A 22577-nucleotide genomic window follows, 5' to 3' on the forward strand; every position below is an offset into this window, starting at 1 on the left:
TCACACCCGTTCCCATCCCGAACACGGAAGTTAAGCTCTCCAGCGCCGATGGTAGTTGGGGCTAACGCCCCTGCGAGAGTAGGACGTTGCCAGGCCTTAAGATAAACCATTCCGCAGTAGCTCAGTGGTAGAGCACGATCGAGTAAGCTTCTTTGAATGAACTACAGCGCACCACTCGAGTTGCTTCTTGAATAAGCATTCTGAGAGTGGGGCGATTATGCAACTGAATTTTGGATAGTATATTTGTGATTATTCCGCAGTAGCTCAGTGGTAGAGCAATCGGCTGTTAACCGATTGGTCGCAGGTTCGAATCCTGCCTGCGGAGCCATTTTGGAGAGCTGTCCGAGTGGTCGAAGGAGCACGATTGGAAATCGTGTAGGCGTTAACAGCGCCTCAAGGGTTCGAATCCCTTGCTCTCCGCCACTAATTGTATGACGGCCCGTTGGTCAAGTGGTTAAGACACCGCCCTTTCACGGCGGTAACACGGGTTCGAATCCCGTACGGGTCATCTTTTTTGGAGGATTAGCTCAGCTGGGAGAGCACTTGCCTTACAAGCAAGGGGTCGGCGGTTCGATCCCGTCATCCTCCACCATAAAAAGCGATGCGTCAGCATACCGCTCGAGGCACTTCTTGAGTAAACTTTCTGAGAGCGGGATGGCTATAAAAAACATAATGGTGTAGTAAATTGGATTTTTATATTACCGCGGGGTGGAGCAGTCTGGTAGCTCGTCGGGCTCATAACCCGAAGGTCGCAGGTTCAAATCCTGCCCCCGCAACCAAATACATAATATTGTTGGTCCCGTAGTGTAGTGGTTAACATGCCTGCCTGTCACGCAGGAGATCGCGGGTTCGAGTCCCGTCGGGACCGCCATTTGTTATAGCTGGCTCGGTAGCGAAGTCGTAGAGCACGATCGAGTAGGCTTTGCAGGAATTGCATCAGTGTACCGCTCGAGTTACTTCTTGAGTAAGCTTTCCGAGAGCGGGACGAAGGAAATTATAAAGAAAAAACATTATTAGAGTGAATCAAATTTGGATACGGCTCGGTAGCTCAGTCGGTAGAGCAAAGGACTGAAAATCCTTGTGTCGGCGGTTCGATTCCGTCCCGAGCCACCATTTATTCAGGCTTAGTTCAATTGGTAGAGCACGATCGAGCAAGCTTCTTTGAAATAGCTACAACGCACCACAATACGCTGGCTTAGTTTAATTGTAAAGCACGATCGAATAACCTTCAAAGTAACGGCATCAGCGTACCGCTCGAGCGACTACTTGAGTAAACTTTCTGAGAGCGGGACGACAAAATTTAAATTACAAACTAATTAGTTAAGTAGTGGATCTCGCATACGCCGGCTTAGCTCAATTGGTAGAGCAACTGACTTGTAATCAGTAGGTTGCGGGTTCAAGTCCTGCAGCCGGCACCATGAAACCTTTTAATATGGAGGGGTAGCGAAGTGGCCAAACGCGGCGGACTGTAAATCCGCTCCCTTTGGGTTCGGCGGTTCGAATCCGTCCCCCTCCACCATTTTGTAATATTAAGCATAAAGAAAGGGATAGGGGCATAGTTTAATGGTAGAACAGAGGTCTCCAAAACCTCCGGTGTGGGTTCGATTCCTACTGCCCCTGCCAAAGATGACGGCGGCTATGGCGAAGTGGTTAACGCACCAGATTGTGGCTCTGGCATGCGTGGGTTCGATTCCCACTAGTCGCCCCATATCCAAGATAAAATTTCTTATGCGTTGGGGTATAGCCAAGCGGTAAGGCAACGGACTTTGACTCCGTGATGCGTTGGTTCGAATCCAGCTACCCCAGCCAATATGTGCGGAAGTAGTTCAGTGGTAGAACACCACCTTGCCAAGGTGGGGGTCGCGGGTTCGAGTCCCGTCTTCCGCTTATGATATGGCGGCATAGCCAAGTGGTAAGGCAGAGGTCTGCAAAACCTTTACCCCCGGTTCGAATCCGGGTGCCGCCTCCATTTATTTTTTTGTTTTGCCGGGGTGGCGGAATTGGCAGACGCACAGGACTTAAAATCCTGCGGTAGGTAACTACCGTGCCGGTTCGAGTCCGGCCCTCGGCACTTTAGGGGAAAAATGGTTGACATTCTAAGGCGAATTGATTATAATTTCTTATGTGCTTCAAAACTTTTGGAATATGCCGATGTGGCGGAACTGGCAGACGCGCACGACTCAAAATCGTGTGGGGTAGCCCCCCGTGTGGGTTCGACTCCCACCATCGGCACCACATATTGATTTATCAAGGTTTCTCGTATAAAACGAGAAATTTTTTATGCCTACATTTTTATAGAATCATGCGCTTAATTTTTACCTATTACTATGTAATAATAAGACGAACCAATTGAATTTGAAAACAGTGAATTTAAAGCACCGACAAATTTTTTTGTTGGTGCTTTTTTATTTTGCTTAAAATTTCTCCTCAAAAATTTATATAACCTATGAGGAGGAATGTAACATGAAAGCGGAACGTCTTAAACATTTGAAAAAGTACATTTTGCTATCTATAAAATTTCCAACAAATTTTGTTTTAATTTATAGAATTTTCAAACAAATGATGCCGTTGTTCAAACGTTTGATGAATTATATCATGGATTCAAATGAAAGTTTTCCAAATCACCACGGTTTGTAAGGGTTTTTAAAAAATTTTAATTTAGGAAGATGATTTAAGATGATGAATGGTAAGGAGTATTTAAAGAGTTTAAGAGATAACCATGTTGTTTGTTTGAATGGGGAAAATCTTGATAGCTGGAAAGTCGAATCTCGTCTCACTGGAGAGTAGAATAAATGAGTGAGTCTTAGCATGAAAAAAGGTTGTGATACATGTGAAAAAACAACTCGTTATTCGCGTTGAGCCCTATGGAAAGGAGGTGACAGGGAGCAAAGAAGAGACCGTTTTGGAGATTTTGAGAAAACAATTTTACGGCAGGGATGGTCAACCTTCATTTCGAGGATGCTGGAGAGGAGGTTGTGCTTTTTGTAAAGTGGAATTGCTCGAGGGAGAGGTAAATCACAATGAAATCTACTCTCGTACCGCCCTCGCGGATGAAGAACGGGAAAAGAATTTTATTCTCACTTGTCAGTCACAACCGCTCTCCGACCTTATCATCCGTTTTTTGGAGAAAGAAGATCCTATATCACGTTTAATAAGACTGAAAAGTGAAACGATTAAGTAAAAGTAAGGAGGTTTCGTGATGGGAGAAGGTATTATGCGTTTAGGTTTTGTTGTCGTACAGGTGACAGATCTAGAGGCTGCGCGGAAGCATTATGTTGAAGTCATGGGCTTGCAAATGACAGACCGCACCGAGAACGAAATTTATCTAAAAGGATGGGACGAGTACGACCATCATTCCATCGTCTTGCGCCAATCGAATAAAGCAGGGCTCGAAAAGATGGCCTTTAAAGTGCACACGTACGAAGATATGGAACAGTTGGAAAAGCAGCTGCAACGATATGGTGCATCGGTCAAACGCGTTTCGAAAGGTGAAAACTATAAAGTTGGTGAAGGTTTACGCTTCCGTCTGCCTTCGGGACACACGATGGAACTTTTTGTCGACATGGAATATGAGGGCAAGGCGTTGCCCCAAGTCAATCCGGCACCGTGGCCAGAGGGGCTGATCGGCGTAGGTGCTCCGCGGATCGACCACCTTTTGATTACGGCAGAAAGACCGCACGAAACAGTCGACTTCTTAATGAAAGCTCTTAATTTTTATATGAGCGAAAAGGTCGTAGAGAACGAAAGGTCAGAAACACCGATCGCTGCTTGGCTGTTTAGAAGCTATACCCCGCACGATATTGCCATCATTCCGGGGAAAGATGAAAGACTTCACCACTTTGCTTTTTGGCTTGATGAATTTAACGAATTGCGCAAAGCAGGCGACGTGTTCTCCAAACACGATGTACCGATTGACGTAGGAATTGAGCGTCACGGTATCACACGGGGGCAGACGATCTATTACTTCGATCCGGCGGGGAACCGGAACGAAGTCTTTACCGGAGGTTATATCGCTTATCCTGACATGCCTGTCGTAAAATGGACAGTGGATCAACTTGCCCGTGGTATTTTCTACTTCAACCACCGCCAAGAGTGGATCGAAGGGTTCACAGGTGTAACGACTTGAGAAATGCCTTTCAGACGATATTTTCACACGATAGTTATGTAAAGGCGATAGTTCCCTTCACAATTTCACATCATTACCCCGGGTACCGACCACTTGATTTGAAGGAACCGGGGTAGTCCAATTGGGATTGAAAAGATTGAAAACGATATCAATTGTGAGCGTCTTCAATAAAAAATAGGCAAAGAAAGGTGGAATATGAATGGCAATCAAACAAAAAAAAGGAGTTCAACCGTTTACGGGGGAAGAATATTTAGAGAGTTTGCGTGACGGACGCGAGGTTTATGTATATGGGGAAAGGGTCAAGGATGTCACGGCGCATCCGGCTTATCGAAATGCAGCTCGAATGTTTGCACGATGGTATGACCGTATCCATCAATTGCATGCTGAAGATGAAAAAAAAGGCGGACCGGAAAAGTGGAAGTGGACAATGCCGACCGACACCGGGAGTGGCGGCTGGACGCACCCGTATTTTATCGGTGCTAAGAGTGCCGAAGATTTGATCAAGGCGCGCGACACGATTGCTGAACTTCAGCGAGTTGTCTACGGCTGGCTCGGGCGGTCTCCGGATTATAAGGCGGCTTTTGTCGGAACTTTAGGAGCGAACAGTGATTTCTATGCGCCTTATCAGGAGAATGCTAAGCGGTGGTATAAGGAAACTCAAGAACGGTTGTTGTTTTGGAACCATGCCATCGTCAATCCTCCTGTGGACCGGAACAAATCGATCGAAGAAGTGGGAGACGTCTTTATGCACGTCGAAAAAGAAACCGACGCCGGCATCGTTGTCTCTGGCGCCAAAGTGGTCGCGACGGGTAGCGCGCTGACGCATATGAATTTCATTGGCCATTATGGTCCGGTTCCTATTAAGGATAAAAAATTTGCTTTGATTTTCACCGTTCCGATGAATGCCCCGGGCGTCAAATTGATCAGCCGGGCATCATATGAATTTGTCGCGGCGGCGACGGGAAGTCCATTTGACTATCCATTATCGAGCCGATTGGACGAAAACGACGCCATCCTAGTCTTTGACAACGTCCTCGTGCCATGGGAGAACGTCTTTGTCTACGGTGATATCGAAAAAGTCAATACCTTCTTCCCGCTTTCCGGGTTTGGCAATCGCTTTACCTTGCATGGTCTGACGCGGCTGGCGGTTAAACTCGACTTTATCGCTGGTCTGGTGCTTAAGGCAACGGAAGCGACAGGTGTCAAAGATTTCCGTGGTGTGCAGGCTCGCGTGGGCGAGATCTTGGCTTGGCGCCATCTGTTCTGGTCGCTGTCTGAAGCCCAAGTGCGCAATCCTGAACCTTGGGTAGGCGATTATGTGCTGCCTAATCTCGCAGCTGGTATGGCTTATCGCGTGTTTGCGAGCGAAGCTTATCCGAAAATCAAGGATCTGATCGAAAAAGATTTGGCCAGCTCGCTCATTTATCTGCCTTCACATGCTGCGGATTTCCTCGCTCCGGAGATTCGTCCCTATCTCGAAAAATATGTTCGCGGGTCGAATGGATACGATGCAGAAAGCCGTGTGAAATTGTTAAAACTTCTCTGGGACGCCATCGGATCTGAATTCGGCGGCCGGCACGAACTGTATGAGCGTAACTATGCCGGCAACCACGAGAACATTCGACTCGAGGTGCTTTTGACGGCACTCAACACCGGCGATGCGAATCGATTCAAGGAGTTCGCTGAACAGTGCATGGCCGAGTATGATTTGAACGGCTGGACGGTGCCGGACCTTGTCAACCCGGACGATGTAAACATCATTTGCAAGCGATAAGCGGCAATCAGGAAATCGACTCATTAATATAATAAAATGCAGAAGTCCCACCGAGAAAGCTCAGACCAAGCAAGGCTTGGTTTTGCGTGTGTGCATCGAAGAAGTTATTCAATGTGTTGGCTGCCAAAAGATGGGGAGGAGTGCATCACACCGATGTCCCTTGGACTTTCTTAATCTTATAGAAAAAGGAGGCTATAAACATGGATGATCGCTTGTTTCGTAACGCGATGGGGAAATTTGCTACGGGGGTTACAGTAATCACAACCGAACTTAACGGAGCTGTCCATGGAATGACGGCAAACGCTTTTATGTCCGTTTCTTTAAATCCGAAGCTTGTGTTAGTTTCCATTGGAGAAAAAGCGAAAATGTTGGAAAAAATTCAACAATCGAAAAAATATGCAGTTAACATTTTGTCACAGGATCAAAAAGTGCTTTCCATGAATTTTGCCGGGCAGCTGGAAAAACAAGTAGACGTGCAATTTGAAGAGCTCGGGGGATTGCCAGTCATTAAAGATGCTCTTGCACAAATTTCGTGCCGAGTTGTTAATGAAGTTCAAGCAGGCGATCATACCCTTTTCATTAGGGAAGTGATGGATATAAACATCACAGAGAAAGATCCGCTTCTGTTTTTCAGCGGAAAATACCATCAGCTTGCCCAAAACGAAAAAGTGAAGACATCCAGTTGAGGAGGCATTCCATTGAAAACAATCATCATTGATCATAAAAATGATCTACATCTTGTTGCCTCTTGCCCTACCGTAGCTGCACTAGGGTTTTTTGACGGCGTTCATCTCGGACATCAAAAAGTCATTCAGACCGCAAAAAAATTGGCGGAAAAAATAGGGTTAAAAACAGCGGTTATTAGTTTTTTCCCACATCCAAAAGAAATTATCGGCAAAACGGGAGAACGTGTCCATTATTTGCTCCCGCCTGCCGAAAAAGCGAAAAAATTTTCCCGTTTAGGGGTTGACTACTTCTATTTAATACGATTTACACCGGAATTTGCAAGAGTTGAATCAAAAGATTTTGTCCAGAAATATTTGATTCCGTTGCAAATCAAGCATGTAGTAGCTGGATATGACTTTACGTACGGACGAAAAGGAAAAGGAAATTTAGACACAATGGAAGAGGAGAGTGGATACTCTATTACTGTCACCAAAGTAGAAAATGTAGAAAGAAACGATGAAAAAATTAGTTCTACACTCATTAGAAACAAGATTCAATTGGGATTTATGGAAGCGCTTCCTAATTATTTGGGGGAATTTTACGAAACAAAAGGCAAAATGGTATGTACAGAAGGAAAAGCCGAATTGATTTGGGATCGATATTATATGCTCCCGCCGGAAGGCTGTTACGATGTGGCAATTTATAAAGGACATGGATGGGTCGAAGGACGTGTACTCATAACAGATCAGCAAAAAACCTATTGGCTTGGTCCATCTATTCCTTCTGCGTGGAGTGTTTTCCGTGTCAAGGCAAAATGGATTTCTAGAAATATCCGTTTCATCTCAGAAATAGTAGAAGCTCCAGGGAAGAAACTTGTATCCATACGAGGATAGTAGTATCGGATGTTCCCGGTTGATATGAAAGGAGGTGAAGTGGTGGATTTTTTACAGCAAAAAAGCATCAGCAGTGATTTGGCACAAAAAATGATTGACAAAGCAGTAAAAAAGGCTGTGGAACTTGGAATTAAAGTAAATATCGCCATTGTCGACCAAGGCGGGAACTTGAAAGCATTTTGCCGGATGGACGGGGCTCCCCTTTTAAGCATACAAATTGCTCAAAATAAAGCTTATACGGCGGCAGCTTTCGGGATTCCGACCCATCAATGGTATGACATGATTAAGGATGAGCCGAGTTTGCGCCTTGGGATCGTCCATACAGAAAAGCTTGTCATTTTCGGAGGCGGTTACCCGATTTATGATGGAAGCGATTTAGCCGGCGGAATTGGGGTCAGCGGCGGTTCAGAAGAAGAAGATCGGATGTGTTGTGAAGCTGCGTTATCCTTATTGGAAACAGTTTAATGGGACATTGCGTTCGTTTTTATAAAGAAGCAATTATGGAAAGAGAGGATTCAAATGAGCGGAATTTTAAGATTAGGCCGATTGGAACTTCGTGTGTTAGATTTAGAAGAATCTGTTAAATACTATACAGATGTCATTGGACTTGAAGTGACAGGACGCGAGGAAAATCGAGTCTATTTAAAAGCTTGGGACGAATACGATCATCACAGTATTGTTTTGCAAAAAGCCGATACGGCTGGAATGGATCATATGGCATTTAAGGTAAAAGATATTTACGAGTTAGAAAAATTAGAAAGCAAAATTGAACAATTTGGATGTCAGCTTTCCCGAGTTTCCAAAGGTACCAGGCTGGCAGAGGGAGAAGCGATTCGTTTCCAAATTCCTACAGGCCATTATATGGAATTATATACAGACATTGAACAAGTAGGAACGAAAACGGGGAGTCTCAACCCGCACCCATGGCCGGATGGACTAAGAGGGATTGCTCCTCACCGATTGGATCATGCTCTTTTAACAGGGGATGACTTAGAAACTGCTACCCGATTCTTTACAGAAGTGCTAGGTTTTAAACAAACGGAAAGAATTGTGACTGTAGATGGGGAAGTGTTAGTAGGAAGCTTTTTGTCAGCGACCAATAAAGCTCATGATCTTGCTTTTGTGAAAGGACCGGATGGGAAATTCCATCATGCAGGATTCTATGTGGATAACTGGTATGATGTATTAAAAGCAGCGGATATTTTAACAAAAAATAATGTTCAAACAGAAATTACACCAACTCGTCATGGAATAACACGAGGTCTAACCATTTACTTTTTTGATCCGTCCGGTAACAGAAACGAAGCATATACAAGCGGTTATATGAGCTATGCAGACTTCCCGACTATTACGTGGACGGAAGATAAAATTGCAACAGGTATCTTCTATCATAGAAGAGAACTGGTTGAATCATTCAATAAGGCATTAACGTAAAAACAAAACTGTTTAAAATGGGAAATTTCTTTTAAAGAGACTTCTGCCATCTTGTCATCTTGTCATCTCTTTTTGAATCAATGAACTCAAGAAAGAATAAAAATAATCGTTGTTGTTCGATGTGGCAGTTCGTTTCGAAGTGATGACGTGGGCAGGATAGGATTGTCTGTTTTCAAAAAATTCGACAGTAGTGTTAGAGGGGAGGAAATTGTTTGCAAGAGGTGGCGAGTCATCGTATCAAAACCGGGACCTATGAAACGTGTTTCTACCGTGCCGGTGTCGGAGGCAGTGAATCAATTCTCTTTATCCATGGCTCCGGTCCAGGAGCAACAGCTTGGTCCAATTGGCAATATGCGTTACCGTTTTTTAGTGAAAAAGGGTTTGATTGCGTAGCACCCGATTTAATCGGTTTCGGAATGACTGAACATCCGTCTTCTCTTCCAAAAGGCATACGGTCTTGGATGAGGATATGGGTGGATCAGTTAAAACATCTTCTCGATGTATTGGAGATTAAGCGTACTCATTTGGTGGGCAATTCCTTAGGCGGGGCTGTTGCTCTTCACTTGTTGGCAGAGGCGCCCGAGCGAATCGATCGCGTTGTGTTGATGGGGCCGGCGGGTGCTCCGTTTCGATTGACTCCGGAGCTTGACCGAATTTGGGGGTTTTATGAGGATCCTTCTGAAGAAACGATGGCGCAAATCATTCGTTGGTTTGCTTATGATGAAAGTTTTATAGAAGACCAACTTGACAACATTAGCAAAATGCGCTTTGAGGCAGCAATGAACCCGGCTGTGCGGCGTTCATATGAAGCGATGTTTCCTCAACCTCGCCAGCAGATTGTGGATGATCTCGTTCTACCGAGTGCCACGTTGCGCCGCATTCAACAACAAGTTTTACTCGTTCACGGGCTGAATGATCCGATCGTCCCTGTCGAAACGAGTTATTATCTCGCACAACACCTTCCACGGGTAAAAATGATGATTTACGGTCAGTGCAGCCATTGGACGCAAGTGGAGTACCGGGATAGTTTTCACTCCTTGCTTTTCAATTTTTTCAACAGCAAGATTTGAGCATATCTGTATATCTTCTTAATTAAACATTATATCGAATGTGTACGTGTGCGGGCACGTCTATACGAAGTGATGAAGTGCTATTTGCGCATGCGGGAATGGATGAAGCGGATCTTCTATAATCCCGAAGATCCGCCTGAACAGCCCCGCATTGCCAAAAGCTCCGTGCACTGTTCAAGCCGCATAGAGAAATAGCCAAGTACAAGATTATTCAGTTATGAAGGAAGAGATGGAATAGCAGATCTTGAAGCGGTTGCGTATGCAGAAGGAGGGGAAATGATGAACATTACAGAAATCGCAACTTTATTATTGGAAGCGGAAGAGAAAAAAAGACCTATTGATCCGCTTACCACTCTTTTTCCTCATCTGACCGCAGATGAGGCTTATCAAATCCAATTGGCGCAGATCAAACATAAGGTTGAGAACGGTCGAATCATCGTTGGCAAAAAAATCGGCTTAACAAGCAAGGCGATGCAGGACATGCTTCAAGTATCCGAGCCAGACTATGGACATCTTCTTGACGATATGATTGTGTTGGATGGGGAAAGTGTTTCTCTTGATGAGTTCATCCAGCCAAAAGTAGAATTTGAAATCGCCTTCATTTTAAAGAAAGATTTAAAGGGACCGAATGTCACGATGATCGATGTGATCGATGCGACCGAGTATGTGGCACCGGCCATTGAAATTATTGACAGTAGAATTAGAGATTGGAAGATCCGCTTTGAAGATACTGTTGCCGATAATGGCTCTTCTGCCAGAGCTGTTATCGGAGGAAAGCCAACGCCGATCGAAAACATCGATCTTTCTCATATCGGCATGGCTGCCTATCGAAATGGCCAGTTGCTTGATACCGCTGCCGGGGCTGCTGTTATGGGGAATCCGCTCCATGCAGTCAGCTGGCTCGCCAACGCTCTTAGCCGTTATGACATTTCCTTAAATAAAGGCGAAATCATTTTATCTGGAGCGTTGACTGCCGCTGTTCCTGTTTCTCGCGGAGATACATTCACCGTGAAATTCGCCCGTATCGGAGAAGCGTCTGTTTCCTTCTCATAACATTGTCTGAATAAAAGTTTAGCTTAATTGATACACGCCCAGTTGAAGAATAATTAAAACGATGTACTCAGAAATAATAGAAACTCGCACTGTCAAAAGTTAAAAGGAGGGGAAACTGCAATGAAGCTAAAAGCAGGGATTATTGGATCCGGTAATATCGGCACGGACTTAATGTACAAGATTGAGAGAAGTAAATACTTAGAAATGAGCGTCATGATCGGGATTGACCCCGATTCGGACGGATTAAAAAGAGCAAAAGATCGGGGAGTTACGGTGATTGATAACGGAATAGAAGGGTTTTTAAAAAATCCTGGCCTAGCGGATATTCTTTTTGATGCAACGACAGCGAAAGCTCATTATAAACATCATGAAGTATTAACAAAATTAAATAAAAAAATTGTTGATTTAACTCCTGCCGCCATTGGTCCTTTTGTTGTGCCGCCGGTCAACTTAAAAGAGGAACTGGATGCTCCCGATGTCAATATGGTCACTTGCGGCGGTCAGGCAACGATTCCTATTGTTCATGCTATTCATCGTGTTGTACCAGTGGAATATGCGGAAATCGTCGCAACCGTTGCGAGCAAGAGCGCCGGCCCGGGTACAAGGGCAAACATTGATGAATTCACCCGGACGACAGCAAGAGCCATTGAGAAAGTAGGAGGAGCCAAAAAAGGGAAGGCGATTATCATTTTAAATCCTGCTGAACCGCCGATTATTATGAGAGACACGATTCATGCTCTTGTAGAAGAAGCAGGAAAAGAAGAAGAAATTATTCGATCCATAAAAACGATGGTAGAAGAAGTTCAAACGTATGTGCCTGGTTACCGTTTACGGAGCGAACCGATGTTTGATGGAAAAAAAGTATCCGTATTTCTCGAAGTAGAAGGAGCGGGTGATTATTTTCCTCCGTATTCTGGAAATCTCGATATTATGACAGCGTCCGCTGTAAAAGTAGGAGAAGAATTGGCGAAAAGGCAAACTTCAGCAATTTCTTAATATAGGTGAAAGGGGCGAGAGCATGACAATAACAGCTAAGATTCATTTAGTTGATGTAACACTGCGGGATGGAAGCCATGCGATGAAACATGCTTTTACGATCGAACAAGTGAAAGAAGTGGCAAAAGGATTAGATGAAGCAGGGATTGAGTATTTTGAAGTCTCCCATGGGGATGGATTAGGCGGATCTTCGTTGCAATATGGTTTTTCCAAAGTGAATGAGATGGAACTGATTGCAGCGGCTGCTGAAGTCTGCAAAAACGCTAAGGTTTCCGTTCTTCTTCTTCCGGGAATCGGTGTAAAGGAAGATTTGGAAGAAGCGGTCAAAGCGGGAGCGAAAATGGTGCGGGTGGCAACCCATGTAACGGAAGCGGATGTTGCAAAACAACATATTGAGCTTGGAAGAAAGCTTGGATTAAAAACAGTAGGATTTTTAATGATGGCACATATGGCTCCGGTGGAAAAGCTGGTCGAACAAGCGAAATTGTTTGAAAGTTATGGGGCAGAAATCGTGTATGTGACAGATTCGGCAGGCACGCTGCTCCCACATGAAGTGAAGGAACGAGTGTCCGCATTAAGGGAGGCATTATCATGCGAGATCGGCTTCCATGGCCATAACAACCTATCTCTGGCGATGGCGAACTCTATTGCCGCGGTGGAAGCAGGAGCCACTTATATTGACGGCAGTCTGCGCTGTTTAGGGGCAGGAAGCGGCAATACACAAACAGAAGTCATGGTTGCTGTGTTTGAACGGCTCGGTTATGAAACAGGTATCCGATTATATCCGATTATGGATGTAGCCAATGAAGTGGTAGCCAAATTTATGCCACGGCCTCAAGAAATCACTGGTTCAAGCTTGATTATGGGATATTCAGGGGTTTATTCCAGCTTTCTTCTCCACACGCAAGATGCAGCCAAGAAATTCAGCGTTGATGAACGCGATATTTTAGTAGAACTAGGCAAAAGAAAAGCCGTCGGGGGACAAGAAGATTTCATTTACGATATCGCCGCCCAGCTGGCAAAGAAAAAAACCGCAGAAACGATTACATAAGGAGGTGATTGGATGTTAAAAACAGAAATTCTTGATTCTATCGTCGATGAATTGTTCCTTGCCGAAAAGCACGGGAAGGCGATTCCTAAACTGGTGGATCGTTATCCTGAATTGGATGTGGCTCTTGCTTATGAAGTACAAAACCGGTTAATTGAACGAAAATGCCGGGACGAAGGGACGAAAATTGTCGGTTGGAAATTGGGGTTAACAAGTAAAGCCAAACAGGAAATGATGGGGGTGCACGAGCCGACTTACGGAGTTTTGCTGGAAAATATGCAGCTGAAAAGTGACGGATCCATTTCTTTGAAAACATTAATACATCCAAAAATTGAACCGGAGATTGCCTTTATTTTTAAAGAAGAACTAAAAGGACCGGGAGTCACCGTGGCGGAAGTTTTGCAAAAGACCGCTTATATAGCGCCTGCTCTTGAGATTATTGACAGCCGTTATCAAAATTTCTCTTTCACTTTGGCGGATGTCATTGCCGATAATTCTTCTTCTTCTCGCTTTGTTTTAGGAGAACGTTTTACAAAATATGATGGGGAAGATTTAAGTTTAATCGGCATGGTCTTTAAAAAGAACGGTTCAATTGTTTCTACGAGTGCCGGTGCAAGCGTGATGGGACATCCGGCAAGGGCCATTGCCTGGATGGTGAACAAGCTTTCCCGTTACGATCAATCGGTCAAACCGGGAGAAGTCGTTTTAAGCGGGGCGTTAACCGGTGCGATTGAAATAAAGGAAGGAGACGTATTCTCCATGAGCTTAGACCGCTACGGTTCGGTTGAAGCCTCTTTTACCTTTGGAAAGGAGAGTAAATAGATATGCCTTTCATTCAAGTTTATTTATTAGAAGGGCGTTCTCCGGAAAAAAAGGAGAGACTCATCTACGAGCTAACGGAGACGGTGTGCAAAGTGTTGGATGCGCCTAAAGAAAGTGTTCGGATCATGATTCAGGAAATGCCTCTGGAACATTGGGGAATTGCCGGAGAATCTGTGAAAAAACGAAGAGAACGTTAAAAGGAGTGAATGATGTCATGAAATCGGTAGATACAAAAGTGCGAGAAATTAAATTATTTATTGATGGAGAGTATGTAACTTCAAGCAGCCATTCATTATTTGAAGTGAAAAATCCTGCAACTCAGGAAGTCATTGCGAAAGTACATGAAGCGACAAAAGAAGATGTCGACCGGGCATGTAAAGCGGCAAGGAGAGCGTTTGAAGAAGGGCCATGGCGGACGATAACCGTTAAAGAGCGGTGCGAAAAGATTCGAAGAATGGCAGAAATTATTATGGAAAGAAGAGAAGAGCTTGCACGCCTTGAAGCAACCGATGTCGGAAAACCATATTCTGTAGCGTTTGAAAAAGAAATTCCGAGATCAGCGCATAATCTTAAGTTTTTTGCGGATTTTGTCGAACAATTAGGCGGAGAAGTATATCCGATGGAAGAGGAATATTTGAACTATACCCGTTACGAGCCTGTCGGGGTAGCTGCTTTAATCACTCCATGGAATCTTCCGTTTATGCTTACGACATGGAAACTAGGCCCATGCTTGGCAACGGGGAATACTGCGGTTATTAAACCGGCGGAAGCTACTCCATTAACGGTTTCACTTCTTGGTGAAATTGCGAAAGAAGCCGGGATTCCAGATGGCGTTGTCAATGTTGTCCATGGATTTGGAGCTAATTCAACAGGGGAGTTTTTGACTGCCCATCCGGAAGTAGACTTGATTTCGTTTACGGGAGAAACGACAACCGGAAAAGCGATTATGAAAACAGGTGCCGATACATTAAAAAGAGTGTCGTTTGAATTGGGAGGAAAAGCGGCCAATATTATTTTTGAAGACGCAGATCTTAACAAAGCGATTCCTGTTTCCATTCAAGCGGCATTCTTAAACTCAGGGCAAGTGTGTCTCGCCGGTTCCCGGATTCTCGTTCAACGCTCGATTTTTGATGAGTTTGTATCCCGTTTCAAAAAAGCAGCCGAAGAATTAGTAGTCGGAGACCCTCAAGATCCGCGGACAAATATGGGTCCTCTTGTCAGTGAAGAACATTATAAAAAAGTAACAAGCTATTTAGAAATTGCCAAACAAGAAAATGCGACTTTGATTACAGGAGGGAAACGGCCTGATTTGCCTGAATATTTGAAAAACGGCTACTATCTTGAGCCGACTATTTATGTGCAGGAAAACCCAGAAGCGCGCATTTGCCAAGAAGAAATATTCGGTCCTGTTGTTACGTTGATTCCTTTTGATACGGAAGAAGAAGCACTGCAAATTGCCAATAACACGCAATATGGACTTAATGGAGTCATTTGGACGGAGAACTTGCAGCGCGCCCACCGTGTTTCCCACAAAGTCCGTGCGGGTACCATTTGGGTCAACTGCTGGTTCGTTCGTGACTTAAGGGCTCCATTCGGCGGTTTCAAGAAAAGCGGCATTGGCCGTGAAGGTGGAAAACATAGCTTAGAATTTTTCACAGAAGCGAAAAATATTTGTATTGCTCTTAAGTAGTTCATATGTCGCCGGATGAAGTCATCTTCAACAATGATATAGTCCGGCGTCTCCTTTTTCGAGATTACAGCACAAAAAATGGAGGAGGAAGAGCAAAATATGTATCGGATTAATGTAGGAGGGAAGGTATTTTCCTGCGGAGAGAATATGGATTTGTTGAAAGCTGCGAAATCCCAGCATGTAAAAATTCCTTATGGGTGCGCTAATGGAGGTTGCGGCATGTGCAAAGTCAAAATTAAAGAGGGAGAATACAAAATTGGCTTATGCTCAAAAGGAGTTCTTACTGATGAGGAACGTCAGAATGGTTATGTTTTAGCCTGCAAAACGTATCCACTTAGTCATCTAGTCGCTGAGCTCATTGAATTTTAAGGTGGGAAATTTATGGTTAAACAACAATCGTTATTGAAGCAAATTGAATTAAAATTTGATAACGGTTACATTTATATCGGAAAAAACCGATCGATTATCGTGACAACAGACGCATTTGGTTCATTGCGAAAAGATTTAATCCGCAATATCGGTTTTGAACGAATGAAAGGGTTTTTGTTCCGGTATGGCTGGGATCTTGGCAGGCAAGATGCAAAAGAACTTTTAAATCATACAAACTGCTCGATTGAGGAATACATTAAATATGGACCGGAGCTGCACACAATGAAAGGTCATGTGAAAGCGAGATGCACTTCTTTAGAAGTCAAAAACGAAAACGGAAAATGGCATATTATAATGGAGGGGTATTGGTCCCATTCCTATGAAGCAGAAGTACATGTGCGTCAATTTGGGACATCATCTACTCCGGTGTGCTTTACTCTTTGCGGTTATGCAAGCGGTTTTGTTTCGGAAATTATTGGAGAAAAAACGATTTTCAAAGAAATAACATGCGAAGGAATGGGAGAAAAAGAATGCGGTTGGATCGGCAAAACGATAGAACAATGGGGGGAACAAGCAGAACAAGAGCTGCAGTATCTTGATGAATCGCCGATTGTGGAAGAATTGGCTTTAACATATGAAAAACTTTTAGAAGAACGAAATCATTTGGCTTTTGTGACGGCGATTCATAAGAAGCTCACCGAGGAAGTCATCAAAGGAAACAACCTGCATTCAGTTGTTCATCAAGTGTTTCAGTCGACTAATACTCCAGTTTTAATTGAGAACTTACACCTCCATCCGCTAGCCTATGCTGGAATCTCTTCAAATGAATTGAATGAATATAAAGAAGAACTTATTCGCTATATGGGAAACAATCATTTTTGCCAGCCTCAAGCCGTTGTAACATCGACTCAACTTCTTCGCCTGCGTCACCATCACCGTTTAATGACACCTGTTTTTTGCAAAACAAAATAGAAGGATATTGCTCATTTATTTACCATGATTTGAACCAATTTAACACTTCGATTTCCTCCATGATTTTGGAACGGTTGTCCTCTGTCAGTTCGGTATGTTTGTTAAATGAAAAAACGAAACTGGAATCTTATGAACGGATGAAAGGGTACTTTTTAGAGGAAATCATTAATGCCGGGCAACAAAGTGATCATCACGACTTAATCGCGAAAGCTGGTTTAATAGGAGTAGATTTATCTAAGGCTTTTTATATCTGTGTGCTTGATTGTCGGTTTCAAGAAAATGATTTATCGAAAGAGTTGGAAATGCAAAAGGAAATTTTAAGTTTTCTCACCTCTTTTGGAAATGAGCATAAACAAAACATGCTGATTGGTCAGCGGGCGAAACATGTTATCTTGTTAATCACAGAAGACCAAGTTCAAAAAGAAGGAATTCGAACATGGCTGGCAAATGTAGTTGATTTATTGTCCTCACAATCTCCCTCTGTTAAATTTTATGCAGGAATCAGTTCAAAAACAGATAATGTATCGCATGCCGGAGACGCTTACAAGGAAGCGCTTACATCCGTCAGAATCGCATCGAAACATCAGCAAATTATTTCATTCGAATCCTTAGGGATCGTTGGTGTGCTTATTAACGAAAATAATGAACAAGAAGTGAAGAAAATGGCAAAAGCTTGCCTTGGAAACTTAAACATGGACGATCCAAAAAACGTAGAGCTCATCCGAACCTTATATATCTTTTTAATCAACGGCGGCAACTTAGAACAGACAGCCGCAGACTTAGCATTGTCCATCAGCGGATTACGGTACAGGGTGAGCAAAATTGAAAATCTTCTGCAGCAAGAACTGCGAAATTCAATGATTCATTACCAACTCCTTTTGTCCATTCAAGCGTTAATAATTATAGGGGAATTAGATATTGGACTTAAATAAGAGAGCTGTTTCCTTATGATATAATCAGTTTAGTTTTATATTTATAATATCTATAAATCCGTAAATAAATAAAAATTTATGTCAATTTAATCTTACTTTTTATCCATTCGAGCCAAGGTTTAACATAAGTTTGAGTTACTCTCCATTCATCTTAAGTTGATGAACGGCATCCGTACAACATTATAAAGTTTAAAAGGTAGTAACATACGGGCAAACTGCAGCGATGTGAGAAAGAGTGATGGCGAGGAGCAAACGCGGACAGCCGGGATTCCATCCAATTTCGTGCGATTTAGCATATCGATGACTTGAAAGCGGATGTGCTGCAATCTCTGCAGACAATTTGAGCACATTTATTCACAGCGGGAACATTCCTTTATGTTTTTGTAAATGGAAAGGGAAGGTGGTTAAACGACCGAAGTCCAACATTGCAAGCGGAAGTTGAATAGCAAATGGAAAACGCTTGGTTTTTGAAAATTACCAAGCGTCTTTGTTTGTTTAAAACAGTTAATGAAAAGATATATGTTTTATGTTTTGTACTCCGAAAGGGAACGATCGTTTTTTTTGGTTAATTACTTAAATATTAAAAAAATCCACAAATTTTAAAAAGTAAAGAAAAAGTATTGACCGTAAATGAGATCCATTATATAATGTGTATCGTTAGTAATGAGAGCTTTAGTTTAATTGACTAAAGATTCTATCGGCAGGTTGGACCTGTTTTTTATTTTAATGTTTGTTCGACAAATTTCTGCTTTTTTTGCGGGTGTAGTTTAGTGGTAAAACCTCAGCCACGAGCGATGCATCGGTGAATGTGCGACGAGTTGCCTCGACGCACCCATCATCTTCGAGTAGGCAAGTAGAGGAAGAGGCATGGTAGGTGCGTAGCGGAAATAAATGTAAACGAGCGAGTAACCAATGCGGGTGTAGTTTAGTGGTAAAACCTCAGCCACGAGCGATGCATCGGTGAATGAGCGGCGAGTTGCCTCGACGCATCGATCATCTTCGAGTAGGCAAGTAGAGGAAGAGGCATGGTAGGTGCGTAGCGGAAATAAATGTAAACGAGCGAGTAACCAATGCGGGTGTAGTTTAGTGGTAAAACCTCAGCCTTCCAAGCTGATGTCGTGGGTTCGATTCCCATCACCCGCTCCATTACATAGGGGACAACGCAGTGTTTCGTTTCTTTGGTTAAACGAGGCATTGCGTTTTTTTATTTGTAACATTAGGGGGAACAGAAGAATTCCCCCTATTTAAAGTACAATTTCGCTGGCAGCGTCGCCGCCATGAATTTGGATAAACATTTTACTGATTGATTGAATGATCTTTTCACATTGGCTGTTGCTTATTGACGGTAATAAATAAACAATTTGCACAGCGTTTTTCGTATCGAAAGTAACAGCTGTTCGTTCTGAATCGACAATTGGACTGCCGAAAGGACCTAAGTCATCTTTGGAAACGAGCTTTTTCGCAAAGTTCATTACCCGGCCGTTAATTCCTATGTACTCATCGTTGTCTGTTCCAATATCAATGGAAATATTTCCTGATATTTTGTCTAAGTCATAGATGCCTATCGGGATTTTATAATAAAGCGAAAAGAAGTTATTTAGATCAGCTGCCGAATGGATAGAGCCGATAAAATTTTGTTTATGAATCCGCCGGTATAAACTCTCGGCTGAATGGCGATATCGATTGGGGTCTGTACCAATTTGTTTAAATATCGTACGCCATTCCTGAATCTCAGGGATATTAGCTACAGGGGTTTCCTGTAAATCAAAGTATAGTGATTCTTGAAAAAACTGTAACCTTCCTTTTAACATTTGTGGTGATGGTTCAACGATGATATTGTTATAGACAATAACGCCAACTTTAAAATGATGTACCGTCTCTTTCAGATGTTTTGAAATAGAAAATTCCATCTTCCCACCTCTTTTTTATTTTCAGTGTAGCATATATAAAGAAATTTTACGAAAGGAGGGGATTTATATGGATATGGTTGCATTGAAAAAAGAAATTATTGAATACAGCAAAACGATTGGTATTGACAAAATTGGCTTTGCGAGTGCGGATGTGTTTACTGAACTGAAAGAGCGTCTGCGCAGGCAGCAGGAGTTAGGCTACCAATCAGGATTTGAAGAACCGGATATCGAAAAAAGGACAAATCCATCATTGCTTTTGCCCGGCGCGAAATCAATTATCGCCATCGCATTGGCTTACCCGTCAAAAATGAAAAATGCTCCGCGCAGTACAAGGGAAGAAAGAAGAGGAATTTTTTGCAGAGCATCATGGGGAAAAGATTATCATCATATTTTACGTGAACGTTTACAAAAATTAGAAGAATTTATTTTAGAAAAAGTGCCAAATGCCCAGCTGAAGTCGATGGTTGACACGGGAGAATTGGCGGACCGGGCTGTTGCTGAGCGGGCGGGGATTGGATGGAGCGGGAAAAATTGCTCCATTATTACTCCGGAATTTGGCTCATATGTATATTTAGGAGAGATGATTACCAATATTCCGTTTCCGCCAGATACACCGATTGAAGATCGTTGCGGCACATGCAACAAATGTATAGAGGTATGTCCGACAGGAGCGCTTGTGCAAGGTGGACAGCTCAATGCGCAACGATGTATCGCGTTTCTTACACAGACAAAAGGATTTTTAGCCGATGAGTTCCGCGATAAAATTGGCAATCGGCTTTATGGCTGTGACACGTGTCAGACAGTCTGTCCGGAAAATAAAGGGAAGGATTTTCATCTTCACCCTGAAATGGAACCAGATCCGGAAATTGTGAAGCCGAAATTGAAGCCGCTGCTTCACATTAGTAACCGGGAGTTTAAAGAGAAGTTTGGTTCGATTTCAGGTTCATGGCGCGGAAAAAAGCCGATTCAACGAAATGCGATTCTTGCATTGGCACATTATAAAGATAAAACCGCCGTTTCAGATTTACTGAAATTGCTGAATGAAGACAGCCGTCCTGTCATTAGAGGAACAGCTGCCTGGGCGTTAGGGAAAATCGGGGAAAAAAGCGTCATTCCTTTTTTAGAAGAGGCAAAGCGAGCAGAAAAAGACGAAGAAGTATTAAAGGAAATCGATAAAGGATTGCATCTATTACTTAATCAGGACTAAAACGGCTTGTTCGCCACATAAAGTAATAAAAAACGAGAAAAAAGTGGTGAACGGCGTGAGAAGAGAACTGATTTCCGCGATTGAAAAGAAAATACATGCATTTGTATGCGGAGAAATCAATAATATAAAAAACGAGTACGATGAATCAGTGAAAAGGAAACTCCGCTTATTTCGCAAGCGGAATGCCGAAATTGTGAAGTGTCAAGCGCGCGGAGAGGTTTTGTGTAAACATCAAGTTGATAGACAAATTGAGGTTGATTATGTCGTTCATTATCAATTTTTAATTAGACAAAAAGATTGGATATATTTAGAGGAGCAAGTAGAAGAACGACGTGCGTTGTTTGAAAATCACAAGCTTGTCCGAGATCAGAAGGTTATTGCAGGAGAGGATATTGACGAAGATAACAAACGAATCGAACGTGAATACGAATCGAAGGCAAAAGAGGGATATCAATACGATCGTTTCGCTGCGGTTCGCTATGCGGAAACGTGGTGGAATAGCTACAACCTCGCTTTTAAAAAGTTTCCGGTTGATTGTACCAATTTTGTTTCGCAATGTTTATATGCAGGCGGCATTCCGATGAGCGGATATCCAAACAGGGCGAAGGGGTGGTGGATGAAAAATCATAATTGGAGCTATAGTTGGACGGTAGCTCATTCGTTTCGCTGGTATTTAAGCGGTACGCATAGCGGGCTGAAGGCGATGGAAGTATCGTCTCCCGAGCAATTGATGCCGGGAGATGTGATTTGTTACGATTTTCAAGGCGACGGCCGCTTTGACCATACAACAATTGTTGTCGCAAAAGATAGACAAGGAATGCCGCTTGTCAATGCGCATACAACGAATAGCCGAATGAGATATTGGTCATATGAGGATTCAACCGCATATACACCTAATATTCAATACAAGTTTTTTCATATTGTTTAATTTTTTGCAGTAAATAATGATATAATGATGGGCGGAAATATGAAAAGTTTGAGGTGACGATAGTGGCTTTACACGTTGTTTTATATCAACCAGAGATTCCCGCAAATACAGGAAATATTGCGCGTACTTGTGCCGCTACAGATACGACGCTGCATTTAATTCGCCCGCTGGGGTTTTCAACGGATGATAAAATGCTGAAACGCGCCGGACTGGATTATTGGCAATATGTCAATGTTTTTTATTACGATTCGCTTCAGGAGTTGTTTGATAAGTATAAAGATGGAGAATTTTACTTTATTACTAAATTTGGAAAACAATACTATTCTTCCTTTGATTACAGCGATCCATCAAAAGATTATTTCTTTGTGTTCGGCCGCGAAACAACCGGATTGCCAAAGGAACTTATCGAAAATAACATGGAACGCTGCTTGCGCATTCCAATGAATGAGAATGTGCGCTCGTTGAATTTGTCCAATACAGCAGCGATTTTAGTGTACGAAGCGTTAAGACAACAAGGTTTTCCTGGAGTGTTTTAATAAAAATGACCTTCATCCAAAGTGATGGAGGTCATTTTTATTAAAAGATTAATTTTTTACTCCTGGTTTGTCGTTATAGCCCGCAGTGAAAATTGCTGTTAAAAACGCTACAATAACGCCCAGAACAAGCAACGTTCTCATGTTTGTTCCT

22 protein-coding genes, 17 tRNA genes and 1 rRNA gene are annotated in these 22577 nt (G+C 43.0%); 39 read left to right on the forward strand and 1 reads right to left on the reverse strand.

Annotated elements, in window-relative coordinates:
* From rrf to B0I26_RS16965, 36 genes are all read left to right on the forward strand, one after another.
* A 5S ribosomal RNA gene (gene rrf, locus B0I26_RS16800) occupies nt 1-95 on the forward strand; the annotation flags it as partial.
* 158 nt (nt 96-253) lie between these two features.
* Nucleotides 254-328, forward strand: a tRNA-Asn gene (locus B0I26_RS16805).
* Between the two features lie 4 nt (nt 329-332).
* A tRNA-Ser gene (locus B0I26_RS16810) sits at nt 333-423 on the forward strand.
* Nucleotides 424-436: 13 nt separating this feature from the next.
* A tRNA-Glu gene (locus tag B0I26_RS16815) sits at nt 437-508 on the forward strand.
* Between the two features lie 8 nt (nt 509-516).
* Nucleotides 517-592 (forward strand) — tRNA-Val (locus tag B0I26_RS16820).
* A gap of 110 nt (nt 593-702) precedes the next feature.
* Nucleotides 703-779 (forward strand) — tRNA-Met (locus tag B0I26_RS16825).
* Nucleotides 780-795: 16 nt separating this feature from the next.
* Nucleotides 796-871 (forward strand) — tRNA-Asp (locus tag B0I26_RS16830).
* Nucleotides 872-1037: 166 nt separating this feature from the next.
* Nucleotides 1038-1113: transfer RNA gene (locus B0I26_RS16835), tRNA-Phe, on the forward strand.
* Between the two features lie 229 nt (nt 1114-1342).
* Nucleotides 1343-1418 (forward strand) — tRNA-Thr (locus B0I26_RS16840).
* 16 nt (nt 1419-1434) lie between these two features.
* Nucleotides 1435-1519, forward strand: a tRNA-Tyr gene (locus B0I26_RS16845).
* A 30-nt stretch (nt 1520-1549) separates the two neighbouring features.
* A tRNA-Trp gene (locus tag B0I26_RS16850) sits at nt 1550-1623 on the forward strand.
* 9 nt (nt 1624-1632) lie between these two features.
* Nucleotides 1633-1708 (forward strand) — tRNA-His (locus B0I26_RS16855).
* A 26-nt stretch (nt 1709-1734) separates the two neighbouring features.
* Nucleotides 1735-1809: transfer RNA gene (locus tag B0I26_RS16860), tRNA-Gln, on the forward strand.
* A gap of 6 nt (nt 1810-1815) precedes the next feature.
* Nucleotides 1816-1887 (forward strand) — tRNA-Gly (locus tag B0I26_RS16865).
* Between the two features lie 8 nt (nt 1888-1895).
* A tRNA-Cys gene (locus B0I26_RS16870) sits at nt 1896-1969 on the forward strand.
* A gap of 16 nt (nt 1970-1985) precedes the next feature.
* Nucleotides 1986-2071 (forward strand) — tRNA-Leu (locus B0I26_RS16875).
* 76 nt (nt 2072-2147) lie between these two features.
* Nucleotides 2148-2235, forward strand: a tRNA-Leu gene (locus B0I26_RS16880).
* 228 nt (nt 2236-2463) lie between these two features.
* Entirely contained in the window at nt 2464-2637 is a 174-nt protein-coding gene (locus tag B0I26_RS18420; protein ID WP_181502977.1) for a hypothetical protein, read from the forward strand.
* A 193-nt stretch (nt 2638-2830) separates the two neighbouring features.
* Nucleotides 2831-3181, forward strand: a complete 351-nt coding sequence (locus tag B0I26_RS16885; RefSeq protein ID WP_111646544.1) for a 2Fe-2S iron-sulfur cluster-binding protein — start codon at nt 2831-2833, stop codon at nt 3179-3181.
* An 18-nt stretch (nt 3182-3199) separates the two neighbouring features.
* Entirely contained in the window at nt 3200-4126 is a 927-nt protein-coding gene (locus B0I26_RS16890) for a catechol 2,3-dioxygenase (RefSeq protein WP_111646545.1), read from the forward strand.
* 199 nt (nt 4127-4325) lie between these two features.
* Nucleotides 4326-5900: a 4-hydroxyphenylacetate 3-hydroxylase N-terminal domain-containing protein gene (locus B0I26_RS16895; RefSeq protein ID WP_111646546.1), complete on the forward strand. Its 1575-nt coding sequence runs from the start codon at nt 4326-4328 to the stop codon at nt 5898-5900.
* Between the two features lie 200 nt (nt 5901-6100).
* On the forward strand, nt 6101-6586 hold the full coding sequence (locus tag B0I26_RS16900; RefSeq protein WP_111646547.1) for a flavin reductase family protein: 486 nt from the start codon (nt 6101-6103) through the stop codon (nt 6584-6586).
* 12 nt (nt 6587-6598) lie between these two features.
* Nucleotides 6599-7459, forward strand: a complete 861-nt coding sequence (locus tag B0I26_RS16905; protein ID WP_111646548.1) for an FAD synthetase family protein — start codon at nt 6599-6601, stop codon at nt 7457-7459.
* Nucleotides 7460-7501: 42 nt separating this feature from the next.
* Entirely contained in the window at nt 7502-7924 is a 423-nt protein-coding gene (locus B0I26_RS16910) for a GlcG/HbpS family heme-binding protein (RefSeq protein ID WP_111646549.1), read from the forward strand.
* Nucleotides 7925-7978: 54 nt separating this feature from the next.
* Nucleotides 7979-8893 carry a catechol 2,3-dioxygenase gene (locus B0I26_RS16915; protein WP_111646550.1) on the forward strand — a complete coding sequence of 305 codons (915 nt, stop codon included), beginning with the start codon at nt 7979-7981 and terminating at the stop codon, nt 8891-8893.
* 221 nt (nt 8894-9114) lie between these two features.
* Entirely contained in the window at nt 9115-9963 is an 849-nt protein-coding gene (locus tag B0I26_RS16920) for an alpha/beta fold hydrolase (protein WP_245934829.1), read from the forward strand.
* Between the two features lie 279 nt (nt 9964-10242).
* Nucleotides 10243-11016 (forward strand): 2-keto-4-pentenoate hydratase, encoded by a 774-nt coding sequence (locus tag B0I26_RS16925; RefSeq protein ID WP_111646552.1) that lies wholly within the window; start codon nt 10243-10245, stop codon nt 11014-11016.
* 120 nt (nt 11017-11136) lie between these two features.
* Nucleotides 11137-12012, forward strand: a complete 876-nt coding sequence (locus B0I26_RS16930) for an acetaldehyde dehydrogenase (acetylating) (RefSeq protein WP_111646553.1) — start codon at nt 11137-11139, stop codon at nt 12010-12012.
* Nucleotides 12013-12034: 22 nt separating this feature from the next.
* Complete coding sequence (gene dmpG, locus B0I26_RS16935) at nt 12035-13063, forward strand: 4-hydroxy-2-oxovalerate aldolase (RefSeq protein ID WP_111646554.1); 1029 nt, start codon at nt 12035-12037, stop codon at nt 13061-13063.
* Nucleotides 13064-13075: 12 nt separating this feature from the next.
* Nucleotides 13076-13882 carry a 2-keto-4-pentenoate hydratase gene (locus B0I26_RS16940; protein WP_111646555.1) on the forward strand — a complete coding sequence of 269 codons (807 nt, stop codon included), beginning with the start codon at nt 13076-13078 and terminating at the stop codon, nt 13880-13882.
* A gap of 2 nt (nt 13883-13884) precedes the next feature.
* Nucleotides 13885-14079 carry a 4-oxalocrotonate tautomerase gene (locus B0I26_RS16945; RefSeq protein ID WP_111646556.1) on the forward strand — a complete coding sequence of 65 codons (195 nt, stop codon included), beginning with the start codon at nt 13885-13887 and terminating at the stop codon, nt 14077-14079.
* Between the two features lie 17 nt (nt 14080-14096).
* Complete coding sequence (locus tag B0I26_RS16950; protein ID WP_111646557.1) at nt 14097-15572, forward strand: aldehyde dehydrogenase; 1476 nt, start codon at nt 14097-14099, stop codon at nt 15570-15572.
* A gap of 99 nt (nt 15573-15671) precedes the next feature.
* Nucleotides 15672-15941: a 2Fe-2S iron-sulfur cluster-binding protein gene (locus B0I26_RS16955; RefSeq protein ID WP_111646558.1), complete on the forward strand. Its 270-nt coding sequence runs from the start codon at nt 15672-15674 to the stop codon at nt 15939-15941.
* A gap of 12 nt (nt 15942-15953) precedes the next feature.
* Nucleotides 15954-16913, forward strand: coding sequence for a XylR N-terminal domain-containing protein (locus tag B0I26_RS18730; protein ID WP_245934827.1), 960 nt, complete (start codon nt 15954-15956; stop codon nt 16911-16913).
* Nucleotides 16898-17845 carry a PucR family transcriptional regulator gene (locus B0I26_RS18735; protein WP_245934828.1) on the forward strand — a complete coding sequence of 316 codons (948 nt, stop codon included), beginning with the start codon at nt 16898-16900 and terminating at the stop codon, nt 17843-17845. The genes B0I26_RS18730 and B0I26_RS18735 overlap by 16 nt, the downstream gene beginning before the upstream one ends.
* Before the next feature lie 1072 nt (nt 17846-18917).
* Nucleotides 18918-18991: transfer RNA gene (locus tag B0I26_RS16965), tRNA-Gly, on the forward strand.
* A 98-nt stretch (nt 18992-19089) separates the two neighbouring features.
* On the opposite strand, the gene B0I26_RS16970 is transcribed toward B0I26_RS16965, so the two are convergent.
* A complete protein-coding gene (locus tag B0I26_RS16970) occupies nt 19090-19755 on the reverse strand; it encodes a B3/B4 domain-containing protein (protein WP_111646559.1) in 666 nt (221 codons plus the stop codon).
* A 67-nt stretch (nt 19756-19822) separates the two neighbouring features.
* Between B0I26_RS16970 and queG the strand changes: the two genes are divergently transcribed.
* From queG to trmL, 3 genes are read left to right on the forward strand one after another with little or no spacing between them, the layout of a single operon-like run.
* Nucleotides 19823-20962, forward strand: a complete 1140-nt coding sequence (gene queG, locus B0I26_RS16975) for a tRNA epoxyqueuosine(34) reductase QueG (RefSeq protein WP_111646560.1) — start codon at nt 19823-19825, stop codon at nt 20960-20962.
* Between the two features lie 55 nt (nt 20963-21017).
* Complete coding sequence (locus tag B0I26_RS16980; RefSeq protein ID WP_111646567.1) at nt 21018-21890, forward strand: amidase domain-containing protein; 873 nt, start codon at nt 21018-21020, stop codon at nt 21888-21890.
* Between the two features lie 53 nt (nt 21891-21943).
* Nucleotides 21944-22426 (forward strand): tRNA (uridine(34)/cytosine(34)/5-carboxymethylaminomethyluridine(34)-2'-O)-methyltransferase TrmL, encoded by a 483-nt coding sequence (gene trmL / locus B0I26_RS16985; RefSeq protein WP_111646561.1) that lies wholly within the window; start codon nt 21944-21946, stop codon nt 22424-22426.
* Nucleotides 22427-22577 lie beyond the last annotated feature (151 nt).

Origin of the sequence: Paranoxybacillus vitaminiphilus (assembly GCF_003259935.1) — a bacterium.
Classification (GTDB): Bacteria; Bacillota; Bacilli; order Bacillales; family Anoxybacillaceae; genus Paranoxybacillus; species Paranoxybacillus vitaminiphilus.